Origin of the sequence: Alishewanella tabrizica (genome assembly GCF_014652375.1) — a bacterium.
Classification (GTDB): Bacteria; Pseudomonadota; Gammaproteobacteria; order Enterobacterales; family Alteromonadaceae; genus Alishewanella; species Alishewanella tabrizica.
On the sequence record NZ_BMYR01000008.1, the window covers coordinates 193195 to 206902 of the forward strand.

Annotated in this window: 11 protein-coding genes; 10 read left to right on the plus strand and 1 reads right to left on the minus strand. The window is 45.1% G+C overall.

Going from position 1 to position 13708, the window contains the following annotated elements; translation table 11 throughout:
* Nucleotides 1-65 precede the first annotated feature (65 nt).
* From lepA to acpS, 7 genes are read left to right on the plus strand one after another with little or no spacing between them, the layout of a single operon-like run.
* On the plus strand, nucleotides 66-1865 hold the full coding sequence (gene lepA / locus IE070_RS10970; protein ID WP_189483229.1) for a translation elongation factor 4: 1800 nt from the start codon (nucleotides 66-68) through the stop codon (nucleotides 1863-1865).
* Between the two features lie 25 nt (nucleotides 1866-1890).
* On the plus strand, nucleotides 1891-2814 hold the full coding sequence (gene lepB / locus IE070_RS10975; RefSeq protein ID WP_189483230.1) for a signal peptidase I: 924 nt from the start codon (nucleotides 1891-1893) through the stop codon (nucleotides 2812-2814).
* A gap of 9 nt (nucleotides 2815-2823) precedes the next feature.
* On the plus strand, nucleotides 2824-3498 hold the full coding sequence (gene rnc, locus IE070_RS10980; RefSeq protein WP_189483231.1) for a ribonuclease III: 675 nt from the start codon (nucleotides 2824-2826) through the stop codon (nucleotides 3496-3498).
* Nucleotides 3488-4405, plus strand: a complete 918-nt coding sequence (gene era / locus IE070_RS10985) for a GTPase Era (protein WP_189483232.1) — start codon at nucleotides 3488-3490, stop codon at nucleotides 4403-4405. Before rnc ends, era begins: the two co-directional genes overlap by 11 nt.
* A gap of 8 nt (nucleotides 4406-4413) precedes the next feature.
* Entirely contained in the window at nucleotides 4414-5154 is a 741-nt protein-coding gene (gene recO / locus IE070_RS10990; protein WP_189483233.1) for a DNA repair protein RecO, read from the plus strand.
* Nucleotides 5155-5189: 35 nt separating this feature from the next.
* Entirely contained in the window at nucleotides 5190-5921 is a 732-nt protein-coding gene (gene pdxJ / locus IE070_RS10995) for a pyridoxine 5'-phosphate synthase (RefSeq protein WP_189483234.1), read from the plus strand.
* A complete protein-coding gene (gene acpS / locus IE070_RS11000) occupies nucleotides 5921-6298 on the plus strand; it encodes a holo-ACP synthase (RefSeq protein WP_189483235.1) in 378 nt (125 codons plus the stop codon). The genes pdxJ and acpS overlap by 1 nt, the downstream gene beginning before the upstream one ends.
* On the opposite strand, the gene barA is transcribed toward acpS, so the two are convergent.
* A complete protein-coding gene (gene barA, locus IE070_RS11005; RefSeq protein WP_189483236.1) occupies nucleotides 6265-9018 on the minus strand; it encodes a two-component sensor histidine kinase BarA in 2754 nt (917 codons plus the stop codon). The genes acpS and barA overlap by 34 nt on opposite strands.
* Nucleotides 9019-9107: 89 nt before the next feature.
* Here barA and rlmD point away from each other — a divergent pair, with 89 nt between their 5' ends.
* From rlmD to mazG, 3 genes are all read left to right on the plus strand, one after another.
* Nucleotides 9108-10430: a 23S rRNA (uracil(1939)-C(5))-methyltransferase RlmD gene (gene rlmD / locus IE070_RS11010; protein ID WP_229797039.1), complete on the plus strand. Its 1323-nt coding sequence runs from the start codon at nucleotides 9108-9110 to the stop codon at nucleotides 10428-10430.
* A gap of 63 nt (nucleotides 10431-10493) precedes the next feature.
* Complete coding sequence (gene relA, locus IE070_RS11015; RefSeq protein ID WP_189483238.1) at nucleotides 10494-12689, plus strand: GTP diphosphokinase; 2196 nt, start codon at nucleotides 10494-10496, stop codon at nucleotides 12687-12689.
* Between the two features lie 81 nt (nucleotides 12690-12770).
* Nucleotides 12771-13538 (plus strand): nucleoside triphosphate pyrophosphohydrolase, encoded by a 768-nt coding sequence (gene mazG, locus IE070_RS11020; RefSeq protein WP_373296968.1) that lies wholly within the window; start codon nucleotides 12771-12773, stop codon nucleotides 13536-13538.
* Nucleotides 13539-13708 lie beyond the last annotated feature (170 nt).

Genomic DNA, 13708 nt, shown 5'->3' on the forward strand with positions numbered 1-13708 from the left:
AGTTGCACGTCTTTAGCTTTAGGCTAACGCGTCGGCAAACATGCCTTCAGTTTTTTGCGGATAACATGCCTAAACTCGAACATATCAGAAACTTTTCTATTATCGCCCACATTGACCATGGTAAATCTACCTTGTCAGATCGTCTTATTCAATTTTGCGGTGGTTTAAGCGATCGCGAAATGCAACAACAAGTTCTAGATTCAATGGATTTAGAACGTGAGCGCGGTATTACGATAAAAGCGCAAAGTGTAACGCTGTATTACAAAGCCGATGATGGTAAAACCTATCAGCTCAATTTCATCGATACCCCTGGCCATGTTGATTTTACCTATGAGGTAAGTCGTTCGTTGGCAGCGTGTGAAGGTGCTTTATTGGTGGTTGATGCAGGGCAAGGTGTTGAAGCACAGACCGTTGCCAACTGTTACACGGCGCTGGATATGAATTTAGAAGTTATTCCAGTACTGAATAAAATTGATTTACCGCAAGCTGAACCTGAACGTGTGTCGGAAGAGATTGAAGACATCATCGGTATTGAAGCTATTGGCGCGGTGCAATGCTCTGCTAAAACAGGGTTGGGCATCAAAGATGTGTTAGAAACTATTGTTAAGCAAGTGCCTTGCCCAGAAGGTGATGCAGAGCTGCCAACGCAGGCCCTAATTATTGATTCTTGGTTTGATGCGTATCAAGGAGTTGTTTCGCTAGTTCGCGTTAAACACGGCAGTATCAAAGCCAAAGACAAAATCAAGGTGATGTCGACTGGTCAAACATACGAAGTGGACAAAGTGGGCGTGTTCAGTCCCAAAGCGACCGATACTGGCGAGCTGAAAACCGGCGAAGTAGGTTTCATTATTGCCGGTATTAAAGAAATTAAGGGTGCGCCAGTAGGCGATACCTTAACGCTGGCTAAAAACAGTGCAGAAAAACCTTTACCTGGCTTTAAACGCATCAAGCCCCAAGTGTATGCAGGCGTATTTCCTGTTTCCAGTGATGATTATGAAGATTTTCGCGACGCGTTAGCTAAGCTCAGTTTAAATGATTCGTCGCTATTCTATGAACCAGAAAACTCTGGCGCTTTAGGGTTTGGCTTTCGTATAGGTTTCCTGGGTATGTTACACATGGAAATCATTCAAGAGCGTTTAGAGCGTGAGTACGACTTAGACTTAATCACTACTGCTCCAACGGTAGTGTATGAAGTGGTTAAGAAAAACGGCGAAACCGTTTTGGTTGATAATCCCAGCGCTTTACCTGCTGTGAATGATATAGACGAAATACGTGAACCCATTGTTGAAGCGCATATTTTAGTACCGCAAGAATACTTAGGTAATGTGATTACCTTGTGTATCGAGAAGCGCGGAACGCAAGTTAATATGAGCTATCACGGTCGTCAGGTTGCCGTAGTGTATGAACTCCCTATGGCCGAAGTGGTTATGGACTTCTTCGATCGATTAAAATCGACTAGCCGGGGTTATGCGTCTTTAGACTACAGTTTTAAACGTTTCCAAACCTCTAACATGCAGCGTGTCGATATTCTGATTAACGGTGAGCGCGTGGATGCCTTAGCCATCATCAGTCATATCGATTTTGCCCAAGGCCGGGGGCGTCAATTAGCTGAAAAGCTAAAAGAGTTAATTCCGCGTCAAATGTTTGATATCGCGATTCAAGCAGCCATTGGTAACCACGTTATTGCGCGTACCACGGTGAAACAGTTGCGTAAAAACGTATTGGCAAAATGTTACGGTGGTGATATCAGCCGTAAGAAAAAGCTGTTACAAAAACAGAAAGACGGTAAAAAGCGTATGAAGCAAGTGGGAAATGTTGAAGTACCACAAGAAGCTTTCTTGGCTATTTTAAAAGTCGGTAAATAAGCTTAGCAAATTTTAAGGACGCTTCATGGCAGGTTATTTTGCAATTTTTTTAGTGCTACTTACACTGGCATGTGGATTAATTTGGTTACTTGACGCGCTATTGCTTGCACCAAAACGGCAGCAAGCGTTAGTGAGCGCGCAGGCACAAGCCAACATGTCGTTATCTGAGCAAGCGCAGCAGGCCATCTTAAGAGAGCCAACCGTAATTGAGACCGCGAAATCGATCTTTCCATTAGTGGCCGGCATTATGCTGTTTCGCTCCTTTCTGTATGAGCCATTTCAAATTCCGTCAGGATCAATGATGCCGACGTTACTGGTCGGCGACTTTATCTTGGTGGAAAAATTTTCCTATGATGTCAAAGATCCTGTATGGCGCAAAACATTATGGCAAAACAATGCACCTGCTCGTGGTGATGTAGCTGTATTTAAGTACCCTTTAGATACGCGCTTAGATTACATTAAACGCGTTGTTGGCTTACCTGGCGATCGTATTGTGTACCAAGATAAACAATTATATATCGCGAAGGTTTGCCAATCAGCACAAACTACAGATTGTGGTGTATTGCAGCCAATTGCTCAAGATTTTCAAGCAGATGGCGAATTCTTTTTTGGTCCACTGCCGCAACGCCGTTTTGTCGAAAAATTGGGTGAGGCAAGCTACAATATTCTACAAACGCCAATGCGACCAGATGATATTGCCAATTACTATCGGCAACCTAATACTGCGATTGATGAGTTTGTGGTGCCTGAAGGGCATTATTTTGTCATAGGTGATAATCGCGATAACAGTATTGATAGTCGCTTTTGGGGCTTTGTACCTGCCGATAATATGGTGGGTAAAGCCGTCTTTATTTGGATGAGTTTTGAATTTAGTGAAGATCCAAACAGCTGGTTACCTCGGTGGGTGCCCGTTGGTGTGCGTTTTGGGCGTTTGGGTCCGATCGATTAAGAGTGTGTTATGCAAAAACCATTAGCGCCATTAATGCGCAAGATCGGCTATCAGTTTCAAGAGCCTGCGTTATTAGAGCAGGCGTTAACCCACCGCAGTTGTAAAGGGCAACATAACGAACGCCTCGAGTTCTTAGGTGATGCGTTACTAGGATTGATTATTGCTGAAGCCTTATTTGCCCGCTTTCCAGATACCCGGGAGGGCGATCTTACGCGAATGCGCTCTGCATTGGTAAAAGGTGTTACGTTGGCCTCTATTGCGCAAGAATTAGGCCTATCAGAGTTTTTGCGATTAGGCCCCGGAGAATTAAAAAGCGGTGGCTTTCGACGTGAATCAATTCTGGCCGATGCCTTAGAAGCGATTATTGGGGCAATTTATTTAGACAGTGGCATGGCCGCCTGTAAAACACAAATAATGTTGTGGTTTGAGCAACGTCTTATTGAGATTACGCCGGGTCAGCAAAAAGATTCAAAAACCTTGTTACAAGAGTACCTACAAGGCTTACGTAAACCCTTACCCACTTACGATGTCATCGCTACAGTGGGAGAAGCACATCAGCAAACCTTTACGGTGCGCTGTACTGTGCCGGGCATGACACCCATTACCGCGACCGGTTCCTCTCGGCGCAAAGCTGAGCAAGATGCTGCTCAGTATGCTTTGGAAAAAATTAAACATGACAGATAAGTCAAATGAACTACTCCCTGAAACCTTTGCAGGATTAGTGGCTATTGTTGGACGCCCCAACGTAGGTAAATCAACCCTACTGAATAAATTAGTCGGGCAGAAGGTGAGTATAACTTCAAAAAAACCACAAACCACTCGGCATCGTATAGTAGGTATTGATACTGATGGTCAGCACCAAACTGTTTATGTTGATACGCCTGGCCTACATATAGAAGAAAAGCGCGCGATTAATCGTTTGATGAACAAAGCTGCAGCCTCTTCAATTTTAGATGTCGAACTGGTGGTATTTGTGGTTGAAGGTACCCGCTGGCATGATGATGATCAGATGGTACTTAACAAACTGATTGCGGCGCAGAAGCCAGTTATTTTAGTGGTTAACAAAGTTGATCTGTACAAAGATAAATCTGAATTATTACCACATTTACAATGGCTTGGAACTCAGCTTAATTTTCTGCAAGTGGTGCCCTTATCAGCAGAATCAGGCGATAACGTCAGTGCATTACGCAAAGTAGTTCAACAACAATTACCGCCATGCGAATTCTTTTTCCCGGATGATTACATCACCGATCGTTCGCAGCGTTTTATGGCGGCAGAAATTGTACGCGAAAAATTAATGCGTTTTCTAGGTGATGAATTGCCCTATGCGGTTACGGTTGAGATAGAGCGATTTAAATGGGAAGAAAAGCATTTTCATATCGCTGCGCTGGTGTTGGTTGAGCGCGAAAGCCAAAAACGTATGGTGATCGGTAACAAAGGTGAGCGTATTAAGCAAATCGCTACCGAAGCACGTTTAGATATGGCTGATATGCTGGATGCTCCCGTGTTTTTACAGGTTTGGGTTAAGGTCAAATCAGGTTGGGCGGATGATGAAAGAGCATTACGCAGCTTGGGATACGGCGAAGATTAGCCTCGATAATGGACGGTAAATTATGGCCTGCCTATATTTTACATAGCCGTCCCTTTCAGGAAGACAAACTCTTATTGCAATTACTGTTGCCCGAACAAGGGCGGTTAGATGCTGTTATTCGTAAGCGACAAGGTAAACAATACCGTGCGTTACAGCCTTTTCAGTTATTCACTATAGCGCTAGTTGGTCGAGGTAGCTTAAAAAATGTACGGCAACTCGAAGAGCAACAACCCGCGCATCTATTTAGCGGTAAAGTGTTGTTTAGTGGTTTGTATATTAACGAATTAATTTGTCGACTTTGGCCAACAGATACCGCCGCAGAGCAATTGTTTACGTATTATGAAACAGCGTTGCAGTCTTTAACGTTAGCGCTGCACGCCTCTGAGCAATTAGAGCCCTGTTTACGGCAATTTGAGTTTTCCTTATTAGCTGAATTGGGCGTACTGCCAGATTGGGATTATGATGCGTTACAACAGAGTTTACAGGCTGAGCAGCATTATTATTATGTGCCCGAACACGGTTTTATGCCTATAACGCAGCAAATACCCTATCCAAAGTACACTTGGCAAGGACGGCAGCTTTGGGCTATTGCAGCACAACATTGGCATGAACCTGAAACCTTACTTGCCGCCAAATTGCTGAGTCGCCAATTATTTGCGCCCTTGTTAGGTAATAAACCGCTTGCAAGTCGTGCGTTGTTTAATCAGTTAGAAAAAATGAATCCTTCACCGGCCTCGCCGCAGTCATGATGCCACGTTAGGGTGGCAAAATATTGGAGAGTCACATGAGCGCAATTTATTTAGGGGTCAATATTGACCACATTGCTACTGTTCGTAACGCCCGCGGTACGGCTTATCCTGAACCCGTACATGCCGCGCTAATGGCTGAGCAAGCGGGTGCCGATGGCATTACTGTGCATTTACGCGAAGATCGTCGTCATATTATTGATCGAGACGTATTTATTTTACGCGACACCCTAGCAACTCGGCTGAATTTCGAAATGGCGGTAACCGAGGAAATGTTAGGCATAGCCTGTAAATTAAAGCCTCATTTTAGCTGTCTAGTACCCGAGAAGCGCTCTGAATTAACCACCGAAGGTGGCCTAGACGTAGCCGGACAGCTAAGCCGAATGACTGATGCTGTTGCGCAGTTAGCCGACTCTGATATTTTAGTGTCATTATTTATCGATGCCGATAAAAAACAAATTGAAGCCGCAGTAGCCGCAGGGGCGCCTTATATTGAAATTCATACCGGAAGGTATGCTGAAGCAACGAAAGCGGCTGAACAGCAAGCCGAGCTAACCCGGATTGCCGACGCGGCAGCTTATGCCGCATCACTCGGCCTCATTGTTAATGCCGGTCACGGTTTACATTATCATAATGTACAACCCATCGCCGCCATTCCACAGATGTATGAATTAAATATTGGCCATGCCATTATTGCCCGAGCGCTTTTCAGCGGGTTAGGTCCGGCGGTAACAGAAATGAAACGTTTAATGGTGGAGGCCAGAGGGTAATGGCTATTCGTGGGCTGGGTACTGATATTATTGAAATAGCACGGATCAGTCGCAGCTTGCAGCAAAGCCCGCGGCTAGTGCCGCGGGTATTAACCCCTTTTGAGCAAGAAGAGTTTGCCGCGCATAATCAGCCTGAACGTTATTTTGCCAAGCGGTTTGCGGCGAAAGAAGCCGCTGCAAAAGCGTTAGGGACCGGTATTGGCCGCGGTATTTCATTTCAGCATTTCGAAATTCGCCATGATGTCCAAGGTAAACCAGAGCTTGTACTGAACGGCTTTGCCGCTGAGCTCGCTGCCACAATGGGCATAAAGTATACGTGGATCAGTATCAGTGATGAGCAGGCCTACGCTTGCGCCACGGTGATATTAGAAGCCTGAAGTAGTTCTTCAGGCATGCTGGTATCTGCCTCTAATAACATCTGTATCACATCGTCTAACTCATATAACTCAGGCTCCAATAACTTAATATGGGCGCCTTTTTTCAGTTGGGTCTCCAAGGCTTCTAACAAATTTTTTAAGCGCGGTACGCCAGTGTAACAGCAGGCACCATGGAGCTTATGCAAGGCATGTAGCAACACTTGTTGATCATTGTCGGTGATAGCTTGGCGTATTTGTTTATCAGACTGAGGTAGCGATTTGATCAATAAAAGCAACATCTCTTGCGCTAACTCGGGTTTGCCAGCCGCGCGCTGCAATGCCGCAGGCCAATCTATTAAGGGTATTGTTGTTAAATGCGGATCCGGTACTTGTTGCGGATTTTTCTGTAGCTGACAAAATTCCTGTAACGTGTAATGTAGCATCTTTTCATCTAAAGGTTTGGTTAAAAACTCACTGAACCCTAGACTGATTAAGCGCGCGCGCTCTCCATCCATAGCATGTGCGGTCACGGCAATAATGGGTGTGTGTTCATTCAGTGAGCTTTGGCGAATGCGCTGACACGCACTAATGCCGTCCATTACAGGCATATTGATATCCATGAAAATAATATCATAAACATGTTGCGTGGTTTTTTGCCAGGCTTCAGCGCCATCGCGGGCAGAGTCCAATTGTTGCACCCGTTCTCTTAATAGCGTGTTGATAAGTTTTAAATTAGCTTCGTTATCATCTACTGTTAGCACTTTTAAAGGGTATAAGCTGGGTTTAGCCGGGGCGATCTGTTCTAAAAAAGGCTGATGATAAGGTTGTGCTAAGGTTAACGCCAATTTACGCATATGCGCAGGTTTTGGTAAGCACGCATTGGCGCCGGAACTGAGCAATGCCTCCCGTAAATTGGGTGATAACGTATTAACCAGCAAATACATATGCTGACAATGTGTTTTTAAACGTTGTACCAAACTGATAATTTCGTTTACTTGGTTAATGGCAACAGCACGCCCCAGTAAGCCAATTGCGTAGTGTGCATTTTGGCTTATCGCCTGCTGTAATTGGGCTTTAGTTGCACATACCGTAACGTGCATGCCCCAACTTTTCAGCAGTTGTAGGGTTGCTTCGCGCGAATATTGTTGGGGTTCAAAATATAAAACCGTTTTTTGTTCTAATAACTCTAGCGGGAGCGGCTCTGCTACGGTTAATTGATGCCGCTGGCATTTAATGGTAAACCAAAAGGTAGAGCCTTCGCCTGGCGAACTTTCAAAGCCAATATTCCCTTGCATGGCGTTTACCAGCCGCTTTGAGATCAGCAATCCTAAGCCCGATCCAGTTTGTTGATCGTTCTGTTCAATCGGTGAGATCCCATCAAATAACCGAGCTTGCTTTTCTTTATTGATGCCACGTCCCGTATCTTTTACTGAAATATGAATTAGTGTTTGCTCTTCATTTAAGGTTGTGGCGGTTACTCTAATCACAACGCTGCCATGTTCAGTAAATTTAATGGCGTTACCCGCAATATTCATTAATACCTGATTAAGGCGCGCCGGATCGGCAATAACATCATCAGGACACTCGGGATCGACAATCAACACCAATTCTAATTGTTTATCAAAGGCGTTTGCTGCGAGCAATTCAGTGGCATCATTTAACGTATCGCGCAGCGAAAATGGTTCTGGATTTATTGACATGCGACCTTCTTCAAGGCGCGAAAAATCGAGTACGTCGTTGACTAAATTGAGCAGGCTATTGGCAGACTTTTGAATAGTATGTAAATAATCACTTTGGTGATGACTGAGTGGGGTTTTTAACAATTGTCGGGTGAAGCCAATCACGGCATTTAGCGGCGTGCGCAACTCGTGGCTCATCTTGGCTAAAAAATCTGATTTTTGACGATTATCTTCAAGCGCTTTACGCTTGGCAAAGTCCAGTTGGATATTTTGTATTTCGAGCTGTTCCATACTTTGTTGGAGATCGCTGGTTACTTGCTCAATATTTTGTTGCATATCTTGCTCAAACTGCGCTAAACGATCAGCCAGTTGCATAATACCGGTTTGCAGTTGATCTAATTCTCGGATCCCTAGTGGGTAGGCGCGAACGCGATATTGCCCATCCATCAATTGTTGCATTTGTTTTTTGATGCGATGAATTTCTGGCTGTAACTTTTGAATTAAATAAAAGGCCAAACATAAGGCGAGAAAAAGCGCCAACGCTACTAATAAGCTGCTGTGTAAAAACCCAATTTTTTGTTCTAACAACAATTGTTGTTGTTCAAATTGCAATAACAAATAACCGGGCTCGATATCCCGCAGGGGATTCGTTTTTAATAATGGTTGATATACCAACAAGTGTTGTTGCTGATCTAAATAACTCAGATGTGTTGGTTTAGCCGTGTTTTGATGCCAGGCTTCTGCGCTTAAATCGTGTTGTGTGTTACTGGTGAGTAATAGATCGCCCTTAGCGTTAAACAGTGAAATGCTGATCACCAAGGGCGAATTTAGCCGATGCGCCTGCTCTAATAATAATTTGATCGTCTGTAATTGCTGTTGCTGCAGTAGCTCTTGGCTACTGATCGCTAATGATAGTGCAATATTCGCGGCTCTCTCTCGTAAATGTAGCGCGCTTTCTTGCTGTTGTTTATGGTTAAAATAGCTGCCCAGAAGCAATGCAACTAGCAATGCAGGCAATACACTGCATAAAATTAACCAAAAGCGTAAACCAATTTTCTTCATCAGGGCTCGGCACTTGTTACAATTAAGCTCAGCCATGTCATAATGACACATCCATTGTAAAATGCCTATAAGACCTGCTTCGAATGGTAATGCTCTATAAACAGAAACAAAAAACGCAGCGCACCGGTCAGCAATTGAAGTTGCTGATAGACCGTGCGGATTATGAAGGTAACGGTATTGCGCGTTATCAAGACAGGATCACTTTTGTGAGTGGCGCTTTGCCTGGCGAACAGGTCTTGGTTAAGATAATTGAAGACAAACCAGGATTTTTAAAAGCGCGCACAGAGCAGGTTATACAACCAAGTCCATTACGAATAGAACCGTTCTGTGCACACATTCATCAATGTGGCGGATGTCAATTGCAACATCTGTCGGCAACTGCGCAACAACAAATAAAACAGCAGGGTATTGATGCGTTGTTGCGTCATCAATTACAGCTTGCTGAGCTACCATGGCAACCGTTATTAAGCGGTGCAGCGCAAGGTTATCGGCGTAAAGCACGGATTGGTGTGTGGTTTGATAAAAAAACGCGAAACGTTATCGTGGGCTTTCGTCAGCCAGCCAATAAGGCCCTTACCCCAATTGCGGCATGTGCGGTACTCAGTCCCGTTTTAACGCCAATTTTTGCCGTTTTAAAACAAGTTGTGAGTGCATTGCCGCAGCCAGGGTGTATTACTCATGCCGAAGTGATTGACGCACAGGGGCAACCCTTTGTCGTGGTACGCCATACTGCGGCCTTAACAGAAGCTCAACGGCAGGCGTTTGTTGCCGCGTGGCCTGAAGCAACGTGGCTAGGCGAAGCCTCCGCCGGCGAATTGTGCTATTGGCAAACTGACCGTGCCTCACCCATGTATACTTTAGCCGATCAACAATTGTCGTTATCTTTTGCCCCTGACGATTTTATTCAAGTAAATGCACAGATTAATCAACAGATGGTGAATCAAGCTTTGGCCTGGTTAGCGCCGACAGCAGATGAAACCATTCTTGATCTTTATGCTGGGATGGGTAACTTCAGCCTAGCGCTGGCGCAGCGCGCTAAATTGGTGCATGGTGTTGAGGGTCTGACAAAAATGGTGCAGCAAGCGCAGCATAATGCGCAGGTTAATGACTTACACAATGTGCATTTTTGGCAAGCCGATTTACACTTACCTTGGGGGAATGCGGAATGGAATCGTCCCTTATACGATAAAGTCGTATTGGACCCAGCCCGAGCGGGTGCAGAGGGTGCCATTGCTCAGATAGTTGCATTGAAACCGGCACAAATATTGTACGTATCTTGTAATGCCGCTACCTTTGCTAGAGACAGCAAAGGGTTACTTAATGCGGGGTATCAATTACAAAAAATTGCTGGAATGGATATGTTTCCTCATACCAGTCATTTTGAACTTATGGCACTATTCAGCCGTCATTAATCATGACGCTTAATTAAGTTGTACAGCAGACTCGCTGCGCAGCGCATTGAATGAGGACAGAGCATGGTTAGGGTTCGCCAATCACACAGCAGTGGTTACCATGGAGGTGAGACAATAGAGTGGTTGTGCTCATTAGGTCTATCAGATAAAAAAATTGGTGCGCTGTTAGAGTGTGCCAGTTGGCTCAAGCAACAGCAATTAGATGATGACGTTGCTGAGGTTCGTACCGGTTGGGAGATGGTTGAAATCCTGGCTGAGCTAAGAATGGATCATGATGCGTTAATTGCTTCGTTGCTATTTCCCGCGTTTGAGGCGGGCTTATTAGATTTACCCGTATTGGGACAACACTTTTCTGCGGCGGTCAGCGCCTTGTTAACCTCAGTACAGCAAATGGAAGCCATCCGCACTATTCCCACCAGTGTTAAACAAGGTGCAGATGGTCAGCAGGCCGACAATTTACGGCGCATGCTGTTGGCCATGGTAGAAGATGTGCGTGCGGTGGTGATTAAGCTGGCGGCGCAAATTTGTTATTTGCGTGATGTTAAAAATGCCGATGAAGAAACCCGTGTTTTAGCCGCGAAAGAAACCAACGCTATTTTTGCCCCTCTGGCCAATCGGTTAGGAATTGGTCAGTTAAAGTGGGAATTAGAAGATCTGGCTTTTCGGTATTTACATCCACAAACCTATAAGCAAGTGGCGAGCTTGCTTGAGGAGCGTCGGTTGGATCGTGAGCAATATATGCAAGATTTTGTCTCGGCGGTTCGCCTAAAAATGCAGGATGCGCAATTACACGCGGAGGTCTATGGCCGACCGAAGCATATTTTTAGTATCTGGAAAAAAATGCAAAAAAAACAGCTGTCTTTTGAGCAGCTGTATGACATTCGTGCCGTCCGAATTATCACTGAGCGGGTACAAGATTGCTACGCGGCGCTGGGGTTAGTGCACACGGGCTGGCGTCATTTACCTAAAGAATTTGACGATTATATTGCTACACCTAAGCAAAATGGCTATCAATCTATTCATACGGTAGTAGTGGGGCCTTTAGGCCGACCTATTGAGATCCAAATACGCACTCGGCAAATGCATGAAGAGTCTGAGTTAGGCGTAGCCGCGCATTGGCGCTACAAAGAAGGCGCTGCAGCTGGAAAAACTGCTGCAAATGATGAAAAAATTGGTTGGTTGCGCAAGCTGTTGCAGTGGCAAGAAGATTTAACCGATGGTACCGACTTAGCCGAAGAATTGCGTACGCAAGTTATAGAAGATCGAGTCTACGTGTTTACGCCAAAAGGCGATATTGTCGATTTGCCGATAGGCTCCACACCGCTCGACTTTGCCTATTATGTGCATTCTAATGTGGGCCATCGTTGTATTGGCGCTAAAATATCTGGTCGGATAGTTCCCTTTACGTATCAATTGAAAACGGGTGATCAAGTCGAAATTTTAACTGGACGTGAACCCAATCCAAGCCGAGATTGGTTAAACCCCAATTTAGGTTACTTAAAATCGAGCCGCGCTCGCTCAAAAGTGCAGTATTGGTTTCGGCTGCAAGATCGGGATAAAAATCTGCAAGCGGGTCGCGAATTGCTTGATGCTGAGTTAAATCGTTTAAATTTAGTGATGGATTTCCCAACTAAGGTGCTGGCGCGTTTTAATGTGAATAGCATGGATGAGCTTTTGGTGGGGATTGGCGGCGGCGAAATTAAAGTGACACAAGTTGTCCACTTTATTCAGAGCCAGAGCCCGAAACATGAATTGCCAGAGATTGATCCAAGGTTAAAAACAAAACCGCTGCCAGTCACTAAAGTGAAAAGTGATGTGGTGGTGCAAGGTGTCGGTAATCTATTAAGCCATATGGCCGGGTGCTGTCAGCCTTTACCGGGTGATGCCATCATTGGTTACATTACGCAAGGCCGCGGTATTGCTATTCATCGCGATGATTGCGAGCAGTTTAAAACGTTGCTCGATGCCCATCCTGAGCGGGTGGTTGAGGCAACGTGGGGCGATAAATATGCCTCGGGTTACGAAGTAGATATTCGTATTGTCGCGCATGATCGTAACGGATTATTGCGCGATATCACCAGTATTTTAGCCAACGAAAAAGCCAATGTGACTAAAATGAGCAGCAGCTCCGATATTAAAGCGCAAACTGCCGTAATCAATATGACGATGGAGCTGTATAATTTAGATTCGTTAAATAAATTACTCAGTAAAGTCAGTCAAATTGACGATGTTATTGAAGCCAAGCGTTTTCATCATTAATAGGTAAAATTGTCCGTGTCATATTCACAACTCGCTGATAGTCAGCAACAAGCAAGTACTGGTAAGACGCCCGAGAGCAATATCGCCAGATTGCTAACTATTATGGCGAGGTTACGTGATCCGGCCAATGGCTGCCCTTGGGATTTAAAACAAACGTACAGCACTATCGTGCCTTATACTTTGGAAGAGGCGTATGAAGTTGCCGATGCTATTGCGCGTGGGGACTTTGATGAGCTGAAAGACGAGCTGGGAGACTTATTGTTTCAAGTGGTGTTTTATGCCCAAATGGCACAAGAAGAAGCGCGTTTTCAGTTTGCGGATTGTGTTGCGGCTATTTGCGACAAGTTAGAGCGACGTCATCCGCATATTTTTGGCAATGTAGTCGCTGCCGACGCAGATACCGTGTTAAAAAACTGGGAAGCGTTAAAAAGCCATGAGCGCCAGCAAGTGGGGCAGCACAGTGTTTTAGATAATATCCCACAGGCTATGCCAGCCTTAAGCCGCGCGTATAAGTTACAAAAACGCTGCGCCAATGTGGGGTTTGATTGGCCTGATGTCGCTGGGTGCTGGGATAAAGTAAAAGAAGAAGTGCTGGAAGTAGAGCAAACCCAAGCTGATAGCCCTGAGTTAGCCGAAGAGTTGGGCGATTTACTGTTTGCCATGGTAAATGTGGTGCGCAAACATAAATTAGATCCCGAAGCGGTATTACGGGCCGCCAACAGCAAATTTGAGCAGCGGTTTCGTTTAGTGGAACAGGCCTTGGCAGCACAAGGCAAAACACCTGAACAAAGTGATTTAGCAGAAATGGATGCACTGTGGCAGCAGGTAAAACAGCTATCGCGTTGCTGAATCGAGAGCTGCAAACGAAATAAGTTAGCACTTCGACCTTCTTTAGATTGAGCCGCGCTTGGTGCTTTGCTATACTTTCCTCCCGTCCTGATACCAAATAGTTAAAGCCTAAAGTTTCCAGTAATCACTTTGTTTACCGGACATTTTGCTTTTTCCGGTTTGGCTTAATC